Genomic DNA, 12,847 nt, shown 5'->3' with positions numbered 1-12,847 from the left:
GATTGGCTTGAATCGAATGTTATCGGGATGGTTGAAGTTAGGAAGGAGCAGCTACTTGAATCGACTGACGATAGTGAGTGTCTGTGTATCGAACTGTGATGCCTTTAGGTGATTGGTGAACATCTTGAGCCAGCTAATAAGAGCGACTGCACCTCTGGCCTGTTGAGCTCGCATCGTTGGATGTCTGGTTGATAGAACCATTGGTGTTTGAAGTTAAAATATAGAGATACTTCAACGCTCTCAGCTTCTGGTGTTGGGTAATCAAAAGAAGCGATGAATCGCACCTCCCAAGGTTCATTAGGATTAGCTCGTTCAAGCTGTACCTCTATGGGTTGTATCCCGCTTCGGTTGCTGTAGAAGCTCGCGACCTTAAGGTTAAGCGCAAGGCGTTTTGTTTCTGTGGGAATGTCATATTGCTCAATCAATAGCTCAACCAACTGGTGGAATAGGTCGAGCTTGAAAGTACGCTTGATAACACGATTCATAGCCAACCTCTCTCAGCAAAAGACACACAATCACTGCCCACCACAATGTGGTCGAGTACTCGCACATCAATCAGTGCTAAAGCATCACTCAGCCGTGAAGTGATGCGTCTATCTGCTTGTGATGGGGTGGAATCACCCGATGGATGGTTATGAGCAAAAATCACCGCTGAGGCGTTTCTCTCAAGCACCAGTTTCACCACTTCTCGTGGATACACGGAGGCGCTGTCAATCGTGCCAAAGAACAACTCATTAAATTCAATCAATTGATGTTGGTTATTAAGCAACATCACCCCAAAGACTTCTCTCTCATATTCTCCTAGCTTGCAGCGTAGAAAGGCTTTCGTGTCATTCGGACGAGTAAAAGCATCCCCACTCACTAAGCGGCTCTCTAGTATCTCGACGGCTTTCTCTAATATCTGGTGCTCTGTGACGGGAGCGCTGAAGGTATATAGCGTTTCCATATTTTCTCCTTGTATCAATAAACGGAATACTCAAAGGGATGATATGGATGTGAAAAATTTTCCAATCGAATTTGAATGAGACCAGTTGAGATTAAAAATACGCAACAACGTCTTTGTTTGAGTGAAACTAACAAAGGCAATGATCATGAATTCAAACCATTCGAACACCGAACATCCCAATCGCTTGATGAGACTAAAAGAAGTGATTCATACCAGTGGCTGGAGCTCTCAAGGCATCCAAAACTGTATACAAGAGCGAGACGAAAGGCTGACAATACAAGCAGTGGAAAAAGCAAAACAGGAATCCACAAGCATGACATCGATAAGCTTTGTCTCTTCTTAAATCACCCACTTGTTGAGTTGAACAAAGAGCACGATGATTACCGTTACCAGCGTGGTTTACTTTTCTATGTATTGAGTCGACAGGCCAGAGTTAACACAACGGGTCATGATGTGAAAAACACATTAGGTTCGTTCAGCAGTAAATCCCAAAAGGTCCAAAAGAAAACCGGCAACACCAAAACTAAGGAGAGTTGTGATGGACAATAAGCTCTTTTTCTCCAGCGCTCGAACGGGAAATCCCAAGCGTGATAAATGGCAAACGCCACCCGCTGTGTAGAGAAACTCAACGAAGAGTTTCATTTTACGCTTGATGCAACGGCTGAGCCTGAAACGGCACTGTGTGACCATTACTTTACGATGGATGATGATGCGCTCACTCAAGACTGGAGTAATCAAACGGTCTACTGCAATCCACCTTATTCCCAACTCAAAGACTTTGCCAAGAAAGCACAAGAGGAAGCGGATAAAGGGGCAATCGTCGTCATGTTGGTTCCTGCTAGAACGGACACAAAAGCCTTCCATGACCATTTAAGCCATGGAGAGGTGCGTTTGATTAAGGGGCGACTCAAGTTCTTACAGGATGGGGAGGAGCAGGATGCAGCGCCGTTCCCAAGTATGGTGTGTGTCATGGGGAAAGGGGTAGAACACAAAATAGGAATCACCACTCAAGACAAGCTTAAGCTAGACCCCGAGTAAGTCATTTTTCACATAGCGCTTTTATTTCATGAGATTAATCTGCTTAAAAGAAATAATAGAGCGGGTTCAGCTGAGCAAATCGACCATCTAATAAGTGATGGCTAATGGGGGCACACAACGTGTCACTCGGTGAACGAGCATCCGGATGGGTGGAGCTCGAACTGGATGAATAGATTGATAGTCGAGCGTAACAATGATGCGAGCCAGTAGCGAAAGCTGCTGGCGTTATGCTCATATCGCTCCAAACCATCATGTTTTAACACAGAAACTCAGTTAGAACGTCAACAGAGTGGTTGCACATTATTCAATGTGGAATGTGCACCTTGCTAGCTCGTCGAGTATTAGAGTTGTTTTCCATATTGATGCAAAAGGCTGTATCACTTTCTGAAAATAAAAAATACACATTTGTCCCTATTGTATAGAGAGCTTCTGTTTCGACAAGGGGTTTTACCTAACGGGCATGACTGAAGCGATTCGGTTGTGTCTGTTAGATTAAGAGAGCAGGGAAGACTGGGTAGGATTTATAATGGATAGTGGAGCATGTAATGCGACATCATTATAAATCTTTTTCTTTCCCAACTTTTCCTCAGATTTCATTTCAATAGAAATTTAATTCAGAAAAAAACACATCATCTACTCATCTATTGAAGGAAGACATCCATTTAAATTTTAAGAGGAAAGACAACATGATTTTTCCAACTGAGTTCAACGATAATGAACCAACACACAACAGTGCAACAGAATGCAAAGGATTACCAATTGACACAGCGTCAGTGCCACATTTTTCTCGTTCGCTCTCATTGATTCATAACCTCTACTCCAAATGGTTTGTCAATGATGTGCCGTTTTCAACAGTTAGCTTTTACTTAATGGTAAGCCTCAGTTTGCTAAACAAGCATTAGAATGCCTATTTATAAAGGTACAAGATGTGTATGCACAACATTGCCATCAGAAAGACAAAGCAATAGCGATGATATGCAGTAGTGATGATATGCAGTAGTGATGATGAGCATAAGGGGTACTTTTTGGTTAAAAGTGATGTCTTTGAGTATCATAAAACCCTGAGAGCGGTGATATGTTTACTCGTGGAACGTTGGTCGAGTTACTGGATGAATGTATGACTCAAGTAACAAGGTGATTCCAAGGCTACATTGGGGGGATGTTTGGTGACTTGGCTCGAGATGAATATGACATTGAATATAATGAAACACTGTCAGAAAAGTTCCATGATGATAGAGCAATGCTATTTCAAAACCTAAGCTACCTTGCACCTGTTAGAGATGTTGAGTTTCCTGAGACTTACTTATTTCATGTGCGTTATGGGTATAATCCAGTATCAAGTGGTAAATGACCGAACCCGGCTCATAAGTGCGTTGTCAGCGACCAAGAACAAATATACGGCGCCGTTATTTCGAGTTCGTTACAGATTTACGCTAATAGTTCGCAGGAAGGCGTTTGATTAACGACGCTCACTGGTCGGTAAAGAGATGGGCCCAAAATTAAGAATTACAGTACCCTTCGTATTGCAAGGCCTAGTCTGGATATCCAGACTAGGCTCTATTTATGCAATTTAAGGGTTTTTCTTAATAATATATCTTTCAAAGCGCGAGGAAACGAATTTCTCCATACTTGCTGTTATAGCTCTGACCACCATAGATGCTCTTGTGGATCAAAGACATCAGGCCAACCTACAACCGAGGTGATGTTTTGGTCTGAGTCAATCTCAACTTCAAATATCATGTGTGGCTCTATTCCCGTAACCGAGGATTGAAGTATGAAATCACAAATGAATGCATTCGGTTTGCCGCTTTGTGAATCTGCGATGATTGGCTGTTGACTCATCTGAGCGATAGCACCTGCCTTAGGTATGTGGGTATCAAATTGATTCTTGGTAAATTCCGCATTCGTTTCGAATACGGTCTCGCAAATCTGGTTCTTGGCTAAGTCGCGAAGCTTGGAAATGCGTTGTGAGTCAATGCTGGTGGTTTTCTTTGGTTGGGATTGCAGGCCATTAATCATGTTTTCTGTTCCAATAATATCACCCTCAGGATTAAGCTTTACAATGGTCAATACATTGATGCCTTTTGTATCAAAGTTGGCGTCGAGTTTGTATGGGCAGGCGATAGCAGCGCCGTTGTAGCCGCGCTCTGCTGTGACTCCTTCTTCATTGATGCCATCGACTTGAATCTTTCCTGGTTTACCTGATTCGAACAACCTTAGCTGTAACTGGTTGTTGATATCATCTTCAGCCTCATCCAGAACATCCTCACAGATGCCGACAAATTGATTCTTAAGCATTGCTTCTTCGGACGTATTTCCCGTAACAAGAGCCCATCCACCGATAACGACAGAAAGAGCCAGCCAGCCTAATATTAACTTTTTGATTAAACTCATGTGATTTCCTTACTTACTAGTTTGATTTTTTGCCGCCAAATAAAATGAAGGCTACGATGACAAGCCAAAATGGGAGGCTTTTTGAACCGAGTAAAACAGACAGTCCGATGCCGATTGCGATGAGTGCTTTCATGGTGTTGCCTTTGAAGTCGGACAATTCAGTGAGCCACTGTTTAGTTGGCTGGAAGGCGTGATAATGCTAGTCAGTAACGGTTCGGTTAATGCCATTTAGATATCCTTTTCTTGTTTTTAGTTTGAAACCCTACAGCGTTGTAGGGCGGTTGTTATGTTCAATTCAGCTCTGTGGCTCAGTTGGTACCTGTTTGATGTAAGCCTTTATTGAAAATTCCTTAGGTCTTTTGAAATCGAACGTTGATAGGTGAGCGCTCGTGATGTTTGATACATCGGCATGTTTGACTTGATGATTTTTGGGCTCGTAATAGATAACAGACAGTCCTTGCTCAATTATCACCAAGCCAAGAGGTCCGATGGTGTGCTGGCCATCAGGAAGTTCAATCTTGAGTTGATTAGTGTCAACCATCGCCTTGCATATCAATTCAAAGACTGAGTTGAAGATTGGGGTGTAGCTGATGCTTGGAATCAAAGACTCGTTTACGTAGACCAGATCTTGTAATGAAACGGTATTATGCTTTTGGGATTTCTGCTGTAGGACGTCACTGAAGAGAGAGTGAATGATTGCCCGATATTCGACTGGAAAAGTGTTAGTTAACCACTGCTCCGCAAATGCAAGAAGGATGGTTTCTCTAGCGCCGAAACTATTTAGTATTGAAGCTTCACGGCGATACCCATAAGGGCGGTCGCGAGTGTCTTTGGCTACGTTGAGGTGTTGTACAAGAATGTCGAGATTTCTTTGGATAGTTCTAATGTCTCGTTCTACGCCGATAGAGGAAAGCTGTTGTTGTAACTCCTGTGCGGTTATTGAGTGAGTTTGTGGTATGCGGTTGTATAGCTCAAAAAGAAGCGATACGTGGTCTCTTAAGTTGGGTTTAGTCGCCATAACTAACTGCTGTAGGTTAAGGCAAAGCAATGCTATTCAGGTGGAGTGATTGAACTAACTTGCCGTGCTCTCAGAAAATAATTTCTGATGCTACGGATTGAGCGGGCATTACTTGCCGGATGGGTTTTATGGCTTGCTTTATTTGCTATCAGTCACAGTTGGCGTAATTGAAAGGTAAGGTTCAAAGTGCAAGATACTGAGCTGGTTGGTAGTAAATGATTTCAGCCTATTCACCTTGGTAATGTATGTTTGTCTTTTTTTTGGATTGACTTAATTGGCGATTTAAAGACCTAACCTACACACTAGAGGACAACGGCGAACAAATATGTTCGATTCATCCTTATGTTATGAGTAAGAGCATTGAGTTCTGATTATTGGACAGGCAAACAAAAATAGCCCTAAGCGAGCAATGCTTAGGGCTTGTTCTTTACTGCTTGATGTAGAGGGTTTGTTTGGCGCGAGTCACTGCGGTATACATCCACCTTAAGGTCTGTTCGCTTTGGATATTGGCTCGGTTGTTATCGACAAACACATGGGGCCACTCACTTCCTTGTGCTTTGTGACAAGTTATCGCATAACCGTATTTGAGTTTAAGGCAGTTGTAATATTCATCTGTGGCCTTTGCTTCTAGAAATTCAAGCTCCTTAGGTTCAGGGGTTGCTTTGTATCGCTGTTTGAAATCGAGAAGCAGAGCCTTACGCTCTTTCGTTGTGAGCGTGCCGCTAGGGCTTTCCAGTAAGTTTTTTAGCACTTTCTTTTTAACGTCAAACGGCTCGTTATTGTCTTTCAGGAATCTAACGGTGACTTCAATGAATTCCAAAGTGACAACTCCGGGTTCAAAGTCATCACACTCGCGCGGTGGAATGTCGATGATGTGCTTTTCAATCTCCGAATCAATCTGGGTAACCCAGCCTATTTCGCCATTGGAGATGAAGTGGTCATCGCTATCGAGATTCTCTACGCACATAACTTGCTCGCCAATGTGTAGCGCTCGGTGTGATTTAAACATCCTCTCTCGTATCTTACGGTTGTAGTCTCTGACTTGTCGGTTGGTGTAGGTAATGATGACACTGTCTTTACAGCCTTCAAGTTTATGGTCACAAGAGACGAAATACTGTTCGAGGAAGGCTTCTTTTTTAAGTTTATGGACATCTTTTTCATTGGCCGACAATTGAACTGGGGGGAGTTTGTCTCTTTCCAGTGCTTTGCGTATCTCCATCGCATTGTTCACAATGCCGCTGTCGGCTTTCTGCCTGACAATATCGGTGAGTTCGATTTCTGTGCAGCTTAAGTCGTAGAAACTTTCTAGACCGTCTAAGTTTAGGGCGGGGGAGCCGACGCATCGCACCGGAGGTAACTGAGCGTTATCCCCGATGAAAATGATTTTACGTTGTGGCCAGTCGTCTAAATTGATGTATTTCAGTAAATCCTGGAGAAGATACCCCGAACCAAACTTCCCAATTTCAGATTGACTGAATTGGTCTGACAGCATGGAAGCTTCGTCAATTATATAGACCGCATTATGAGCATCTGGGTTGTCTGAAAGGCATGACTTAAGCGTTGCGATATCAATAGGGTCTGAATCTGACTTTAACTCTTTATCGATATCGAAGTATTTGTAGACCACTCGATGAACGGTCATGGCTTCTATTTGGGTTTTGTTCGAAATGACTTTGGCAGCTTTGCCTGTCGGGGCCATTAAAGTAAATTTGCGCTCATTCGCTGTAAGGTATTGCGTTAAACCTTGCGTAATGAAGGTTTTCCCTGTCCCAGCAAAGCCTTTGAGTAAAAATGTCGAATGGCAATCATCGTTTAAAAATAAGTCGAGTTCTAAAACGAGCTCTTCTTGGCTTGGTGTCAGCGTTGTGTTTTCAAAATAAGGTAAAAGACTCATGGTTCGTTTCCTGAAAGGTTCGTATCAGAAAATGAGATGGGTGTGTAAAAAATCTCTTGGGCACTGCTGGTACATTTACCGCTATGGCTTGACGCCTAAAGCTCGTTGAATTTAATAAGGAAGCAATATGCGTTTTATTCGAATGAAGCAAGTGATGGAGATGACGAGCCTGAGTCGCTCTTCTATCAATCGATATATCAAGGAAGAACGTTTCCCAAGGTGTGTTCCGTTGGGCTGTCGAGCTGCGGTTTGGCTTGAAAACGAAGTCCAAGATTGGATGCGCGATGTACTAGGGAGGCGTGATGAAAATGCTCTCTATGGTTACGATATTGATTGAGGTGGTTCATGGGAGAAAACAAAGATGAGTGGCTCAATGTTCGTGAGGTGATGGGGCTTGTGGGTTTAGGGCGAACCAGTATCTACGTCCTTATGGAGCAAGGTGAATTTCCAGGTTCAATTCGAGTCGGAGCCAAATCGGTAGTATGGCGTTTGTATGAGATTGAACTCTGGATGAACCAAAAAATTTGTGAACGAACACGTTAAAAAACTAAGGCTTGGAAAACCCAAGCCTTAGTTTTGCCGATTAGAAGCATTCAACCTTTATCTCATCAAAGCTCCCCATTTCTAGATAAGCAAGGAAGTTTCCTTCCCAGAGCTTATACATCGCACGGACATCGCGACTATCAAGGCATTGCCAACCTGAGTAACGCGCAAAGAACGCATTGTTACCGATATCAAAATCTAAGTCGCGAGCAAGCTCGGGGTAGTGACCGCCGGAGAAACTGAAATCTGTCATGTAAAGAAGTTGGCAATGATTACCTTCTTCTTTGGTAAAGCAAATTTCAACAGGACGAAATCCGCCGGGATCAGCGCAGTAACTGCTGTCCCTAAAGTTGATAGTGACCGTTCTCGCCTGAGATATATCCTTGTTTGAGACTGCTGTGTTGAGCGCCGCGAGAAACTTATCTGAGACTCTTAGGGTAGTACTAGCAAAGGTCAGCTGGGTTTGTGTGGTTGTTTTTACAGGCATAAGGGCTCCTTACCGCCGTTTGGAAGCGGTAATTTGTTAGGAAGGGATGGTTAAGGTAAAAGCGTTTTAAGAACGGTGAGAGTGAGTTGGTTGAAGCCTTTGTTATTCAGTAGTTTCACAAAGGCTTTGTCCCAAGACTGAAAGAGCTCAATGACTTGTGGTTGGTCGAGGTCGCAGCGTTCAATGTCTGGTTGATAAAACCAGCCATGACGAAAATTGAAGTAGAGCTGAACCTCCATTTGTGTGCTCTGTTTATCTGGGTAGGCAAAGCTGGCCATGACCGCGATGTGCCAAGGGCTCTCACTGGTCTCTCTAGCGAGATGAACCTCGATAGGGTGAGGCCCATTACCGGTTTGATAGTATTGAGTATCGCGAAAGTTGAGGGCAACACGCTTTGCTTCTTTGGGAATTGCACACAATTCAAGTGAAGCGCAAAGTCGTACTTCCAGCTCACTCGACATAGGCAATATGTCGTTATGCAGAATTGGTAAGCTCATATTAGCCCCCTTTCTGCAAATGAAACGGGCGTTTCGCCAATCACAAAGTGGTCAAGCACGCGAATATCGATTAAAGCTAAAGCATCACTCAGCCGTGAAGTGATGCGTCTATCTGCTTGTGATGGGTTGGAATCACCCGATGGATGGTTATGAGCAAAAATCACCGCTGAGGCGTTTCTCTCAAGCACCAGTTTCACCACTTCTCGTGGATAAACCGTAGCCGCATCAATCGTTCCATAGAACAACTCGTTGTATTCAATCAATCGATGTTGGTTGTCCAGTAAAAGCACCGCGAAAACTTCACGTTCGTGTTGCCCCAGTTTGTAAGTTAAAAACTCTTTAGTGGCGTTAGGGCTTGTAAATACATCTCCTCTTAAGTTTCGGTTAGCTATTATCTGCGCCGCCTGTTCTAACACTTGGTGCTCCGGCAACGATTTGGTTTTTGGGTAGCTGGTGGATTGGTCATTCATTTCAATTCTCCTATCGAATCAATGCACTCGTTCACCTAGGTAATATGTGTTTGAGATTATTTTGAATCGAATAGAGCTGAACCTCTTGGGATGGTTTCAGCCATCCTGAGAAAAAATACATGGCTCACTTCTTTTATGAATGAAACAAGAGGTGAATACCATGAACACAAAAAGATTGATTCGATTGAACGAAGTTATCAACGTAACTTCATTATCACGCTCTGCGATTTATAGAATGATGGAGGCTGGTGAGTTTCCTAAAAGCGTCAGTATTGGAAAGCGAGCTGTGGCTTGGGAAGAAAATGCTGTCTGCCAATGGATTGATACGGTTTTAGCAGGAGGTTCTCATGATTAATCAAGAACGAGTGGATTTCATCCTAGGGGAAACGGCGTTGCACCATCACAATGAGTTTGAAAAAGTGCAGGTGAACCAGGACTGGGGGCCGTTAATCCAAGACTCGCTTACAGCATTAAAACGCCATTATGAGCAATTGGTCGCATCGCCAGATGCTGTAGTCGTTGGTTATCGGTTTACCATCCGCTTCAATGACCCGAGCTACGAGTTTACCAAAGCGCATTTAGCAAAGATTTGGTTCTCACAAGTAATGCATAGGTTAGGTGGGGTTGCCGATAATCAGACAGCATCGGGAGCCTTTTTTCGAGAGGTCATAAAAAATGATGATATTCGCTGTTTTTGGGGCAGCTCTAGTCACGCAGATGGCTCTGGTGTTGCAAAGGTATATGTTGTCGCTAAAGGCAGTCAAATTCATGGGCAAGACGATATTGAAACATTTCACAAGGATGTCGCGATTGATTTATGGCGTTCATGCTCTTTGACTGAAGATGACTTTTCAGGACTACATGAAGATTGCTCATTTTTTCCTTCGTTTGCTACAAAATCCTCGGTGACCTTGATTGCACCACAAGATGAAAACTACGAAATGTTGAAAGGGCTGCTGTTTTATAAACTGAGTGCTTTAACCGCGATACCGGTTGTTTTCAAAGTTGATGATTTAATCTCTTTCTCAGTGTTAACAAAATTGACTGAAAGGCCAGAAGATAAGGTAGATAAAAAGGGTAAAGCAGACAAGGTAAATAATAACCTTAAAGCCACGCATTCAAGTACGAGGAGTAGCAAAACCAACAAAGACAAATGGCAGACGCCACCAGAGGTTTTTGCGCAGCTGGATAAACGGTATGGATTTACTTTAGACGCTGCAGCAGAGCCTGAAACGGCACTTTGTTTGAGTTATTTTACAGAAGAAGATGACGCATTGGTGCAAGATTGGAGTGGTCATGTTGTGTTCTGTCACCCACCATACTCTAAGCTGAAAGCATTTGCCAAGAAGGCCTATGAAGAGTCACTTAAGGGTACCAAAGTGGTTATGTTAGTACCAGCAAGGACGGGCAGTGATGAATTCCATGATTACTTCTCAAAAGGAGCGGTTCGCTTTATTGGGGGGCGCTTGAAGTTTCTTCAAAATGGGCAAGAACAAGGTTCAGCTAATTTCCCTAGTATGGTGTGCATTTTAGGGCCAGGCATTGAAAGTAAGTGGGAGTATGTTGACAAAGATGATTTGTTACAAGAACGGTAAAGTAGTGATTGCCCCAAGACGGGCAATTGACATCTCCATATTCAACTGGTGATTCAAGGTTAGGTTTTTCTTTAGTTAAGGCTGTGGTAGTTCAGGACTCGATGGGGTGTCATTTTTTCGATGTCGAGTCCATCGAATAACCAACGCTAATGCTCTTCAGTTAATGCGAGTGTTTGCCCAAGCATTTTTCTTGGCCAAGTGAATTTGCCTTTTTCGAGTCGCTTTTGCCAGAGACAAAAACCATTACGCTGCCAGTAGAGAACTTTGAGCTTATCCCGGGTTCGATTTCTGTTCAACGATAAAGCTCAAGCCGTTAATGCCCTTTCTAAAATCGACGGGTGCCTTGGGGAGATAGGTAACAGGGATATCAGGGAACATTTTCATACAACAGCAAGCTCCTTCAATAGAAGGCCGAGCCACTGAGGTGCTACATCACGAGGCACATGAAGAGAGCACGCCCCCCGCTTCAAGGCGTAATTCCGTAGGTAACGTAGAGGGAGGCAGTTGCTCGGTTTTGGTGTTTGGCTTGGTTATTTTTTCAACAACAACGAATTCAGAAAGTGAATCTTCTCGTTTTTTAGGTATGTTGACTAAGCGGTGTAGTTTGCGACGTTTATTGAAAGGATTAAATGAGTCGCTTTAAAGACGCTTACGAAGAAACAAGGTATAGCTTTGGAACAAGAGGCAACCTGGTTGAGTTATTCGTGAATAAGGTAAATAAGAATAGGTGATTTGGGTATAGATTAAGCGCTCAATCTCATAGTGAAGCATCAAACATTGTCCATTCCCCAATTTTCTCATATTCTCTCACTATCAATTCTGGTGAATTAAACCAATACGAGATAACACTCTGAATGGTAGACCAAATTTCAATTTTGAAAGAGGTGGCTGCTTATCTAAAGTTATCCGAAAAAACAGCATATAGATTAGCAAGCGAAGGAAAGCTTCCTGGTTTCAAAGTCAGCGGTTCTTGGTGCTTTAAGCGTGAAGATCTCGAAGCACGGATTGAACAACAAAAAAACGCAGGTGCTTAAATGCTTCCAAGTTATCAAGAGTTAATGAAGCCAGTGTTAGAGGCTGCCAAAAATGAAGAAGTTAAGCTTAGCAACGTCATAGACTTGCTAGCTGAGCAATTCAATCTGTCTGAAGACGAGAGAACAGAGCTTCTTCCTAGTGGGCGACAAGCTGCATTTACCAACCGAGTTGGATGGGCCAAAACTTATTTAGCCAAAGCTGGGCTTTTGGATTCCGTAAGGCGTGGTCACTTCGTGATAACAGACTTGGGGAAAGAAGCCCTAAATAGTGGCGAAGAGATTGATAACCAATACCTAAAGCGTTTTGATGACTTCAATGCGTTCACCAAGCAAAAGAACGGTGATTCAGATAAAACTGAAGACACGAATGTGCCTGATAATGATGCGACGCCAGATGAAGTGCTAAGGGCTGCTTACAAACAAATCAACGACGCTCTAGCCTCCGATATCTTATCCCGAACTCGTAAAATATCCCCAGCTTTCTTTGAGCAATTACTTATCGATCTGCTACTAGCAATGGGCTATGGGGGCAGCGATGAGGGAATGGCCCATACGCTTGGGAAGAGCGGTGATAACGGAGTTGATGGCGTGATTAATCAAGACCCACTTGGCGTTGATCAGGTTTACATTCAAGCCAAGCGTTATGCCGATGGAAACAACGTTGGCGCTGGTGAAATCAGAGACTTTTTTGGAGCACTTAATCTGAAGAAAGCACAGAAAGGCATCTTCATCACTACATCAGAGTTTACCTCATCAGCAACTCAGACAGCGAAAGACTTAGGCATGCGCATCGTACTTATCAATGGTAAAGAGTTGGCTAAGCTGATGCTGCGTTACAACATTGGTAGCCGAGATGAGCAAGTGCTGTATATAAAACGAATTGACGAAGAATTTTTTGAAGGTTAAATAACGACTGACTTGATGTTAGTTT

General features: G+C 43.2%; 18 protein-coding genes. 9 read left to right on the top strand and 9 right to left on the bottom strand.

What is annotated here, in order from left to right:
- Positions 1-104 precede the first annotated feature (104 nt).
- The gene (locus AB6E85_RS23275; RefSeq protein WP_372144394.1) at positions 105-485 is read right to left on the bottom strand and encodes a DUF2787 family protein; all 381 of its coding nucleotides are present in this window, start codon (positions 483-485) and stop codon (positions 105-107) included.
- Positions 482-946, bottom strand: a complete 465-nt coding sequence (radC, locus tag AB6E85_RS23270) for a DNA repair protein RadC (protein ID WP_372144393.1) — start codon at positions 944-946, stop codon at positions 482-484. Before radC (AB6E85_RS23270) ends, AB6E85_RS23275 begins: the two co-directional genes overlap by 4 nt.
- 75 nt (positions 947-1,021) lie before the next feature.
- Here radC (AB6E85_RS23270) and AB6E85_RS23265 point away from each other — a divergent pair, with 75 nt between their 5' ends.
- Together AB6E85_RS23265 and AB6E85_RS23260 are read left to right on the top strand one after the other, a co-directional pair.
- Positions 1,022-1,495 (top strand): hypothetical protein, encoded by a 474-nt coding sequence (locus AB6E85_RS23265; protein WP_372144392.1) that lies wholly within the window; start codon positions 1,022-1,024, stop codon positions 1,493-1,495.
- 45 nt (positions 1,496-1,540) lie between these two features.
- Positions 1,541-1,984 (top strand): DNA N-6-adenine-methyltransferase, encoded by a 444-nt coding sequence (locus AB6E85_RS23260; protein ID WP_372144391.1) that lies wholly within the window; start codon positions 1,541-1,543, stop codon positions 1,982-1,984.
- 1,635 nt (positions 1,985-3,619) lie between these two features.
- Here AB6E85_RS23260 and AB6E85_RS23255 read toward each other — a convergent pair.
- The gene (locus tag AB6E85_RS23255; protein WP_146492527.1) at positions 3,620-4,378 is read right to left on the bottom strand and encodes a hypothetical protein; all 759 of its coding nucleotides are present in this window, start codon (positions 4,376-4,378) and stop codon (positions 3,620-3,622) included.
- A 56-nt stretch (positions 4,379-4,434) separates the two neighbouring features.
- Between AB6E85_RS23255 and AB6E85_RS23250 the strand changes: the two genes are divergently transcribed.
- Entirely contained in the window at positions 4,435-4,572 is a 138-nt protein-coding gene (locus AB6E85_RS23250; RefSeq protein WP_372144390.1) for a hypothetical protein, read from the top strand.
- Positions 4,573-4,673: 101 nt separating this feature from the next.
- On the opposite strand, the gene AB6E85_RS23245 is transcribed toward AB6E85_RS23250, so the two are convergent.
- Together AB6E85_RS23245 and AB6E85_RS23240 are read right to left on the bottom strand one after the other, a co-directional pair.
- The gene (locus AB6E85_RS23245; RefSeq protein WP_146492526.1) at positions 4,674-5,396 is read right to left on the bottom strand and encodes a YafY family protein; all 723 of its coding nucleotides are present in this window, start codon (positions 5,394-5,396) and stop codon (positions 4,674-4,676) included.
- A gap of 427 nt (positions 5,397-5,823) precedes the next feature.
- Positions 5,824-7,290, bottom strand: a complete 1,467-nt coding sequence (locus AB6E85_RS23240; protein WP_372144389.1) for an ATP-dependent RecD-like DNA helicase — start codon at positions 7,288-7,290, stop codon at positions 5,824-5,826.
- A gap of 127 nt (positions 7,291-7,417) precedes the next feature.
- On the opposite strand from AB6E85_RS23240, the gene AB6E85_RS23235 reads away from it, so the two are divergent.
- On the top strand, positions 7,418-7,627 hold the full coding sequence (locus AB6E85_RS23235) for an AlpA family phage regulatory protein (RefSeq protein WP_108193389.1): 210 nt from the start codon (positions 7,418-7,420) through the stop codon (positions 7,625-7,627).
- Positions 7,628-7,635: 8 nt separating this feature from the next.
- Complete coding sequence (locus tag AB6E85_RS23230) at positions 7,636-7,833, top strand: helix-turn-helix transcriptional regulator (RefSeq protein ID WP_372144388.1); 198 nt, start codon at positions 7,636-7,638, stop codon at positions 7,831-7,833.
- Positions 7,834-7,873: 40 nt separating this feature from the next.
- On the opposite strand, the gene AB6E85_RS23225 is transcribed toward AB6E85_RS23230, so the two are convergent.
- Genes AB6E85_RS23225 through radC (AB6E85_RS23215) form a run of 3 tightly spaced genes read right to left on the bottom strand, consistent with a single transcriptional unit; the run spans position 7,874 to position 9,287 of the window.
- Positions 7,874-8,320, bottom strand: coding sequence for a DUF2787 domain-containing protein (locus AB6E85_RS23225; protein WP_372144387.1), 447 nt, complete (start codon positions 8,318-8,320; stop codon positions 7,874-7,876).
- Between the two features lie 50 nt (positions 8,321-8,370).
- On the bottom strand, positions 8,371-8,817 hold the full coding sequence (locus tag AB6E85_RS23220; protein WP_372144386.1) for a DUF2787 family protein: 447 nt from the start codon (positions 8,815-8,817) through the stop codon (positions 8,371-8,373).
- Positions 8,814-9,287 (bottom strand): DNA repair protein RadC, encoded by a 474-nt coding sequence (gene radC / locus AB6E85_RS23215; protein ID WP_372144385.1) that lies wholly within the window; start codon positions 9,285-9,287, stop codon positions 8,814-8,816. The genes AB6E85_RS23220 and radC (AB6E85_RS23215) overlap by 4 nt, the downstream gene beginning before the upstream one ends.
- Before the next feature lie 160 nt (positions 9,288-9,447).
- Here radC (AB6E85_RS23215) and AB6E85_RS23210 point away from each other — a divergent pair, with 160 nt between their 5' ends.
- Both AB6E85_RS23210 and AB6E85_RS23205 read left to right on the top strand, forming a co-directional pair.
- Entirely contained in the window at positions 9,448-9,642 is a 195-nt protein-coding gene (locus AB6E85_RS23210) for a helix-turn-helix transcriptional regulator (RefSeq protein WP_372144384.1), read from the top strand.
- The gene (locus tag AB6E85_RS23205) at positions 9,635-10,882 is read left to right on the top strand and encodes a DNA N-6-adenine-methyltransferase (RefSeq protein WP_372144383.1); all 1,248 of its coding nucleotides are present in this window, start codon (positions 9,635-9,637) and stop codon (positions 10,880-10,882) included. Before AB6E85_RS23210 ends, AB6E85_RS23205 begins: the two co-directional genes overlap by 8 nt.
- Positions 10,883-11,028: 146 nt before the next feature.
- Here the strand turns inward: AB6E85_RS23205 and tnpB are convergent, their stop codons facing one another.
- Positions 11,029-11,178: an IS66 family insertion sequence element accessory protein TnpB gene (gene tnpB, locus AB6E85_RS23200; RefSeq protein WP_146492519.1), complete on the bottom strand. Its 150-nt coding sequence runs from the start codon at positions 11,176-11,178 to the stop codon at positions 11,029-11,031.
- Between the two features lie 558 nt (positions 11,179-11,736).
- Between tnpB and AB6E85_RS23195 the strand changes: the two genes are divergently transcribed.
- Both AB6E85_RS23195 and AB6E85_RS23190 read left to right on the top strand, forming a co-directional pair.
- Complete coding sequence (locus tag AB6E85_RS23195) at positions 11,737-11,916, top strand: helix-turn-helix domain-containing protein (protein WP_372144382.1); 180 nt, start codon at positions 11,737-11,739, stop codon at positions 11,914-11,916.
- Positions 11,917-12,822 (top strand): restriction endonuclease, encoded by a 906-nt coding sequence (locus AB6E85_RS23190; RefSeq protein ID WP_170963068.1) that lies wholly within the window; start codon positions 11,917-11,919, stop codon positions 12,820-12,822. It begins immediately after the preceding gene.
- The last annotated feature ends 25 nt before the right edge of the window (positions 12,823-12,847 follow it).

Origin of the sequence: Vibrio sp. 10N.247.311.51 (assembly GCF_041467855.1) — a bacterium.
Lineage (GTDB): Bacteria > Pseudomonadota > Gammaproteobacteria > Enterobacterales > Vibrionaceae > Vibrio > Vibrio coralliirubri.
This window is presented reverse-complemented; position numbering and strand designations above follow the sequence as displayed.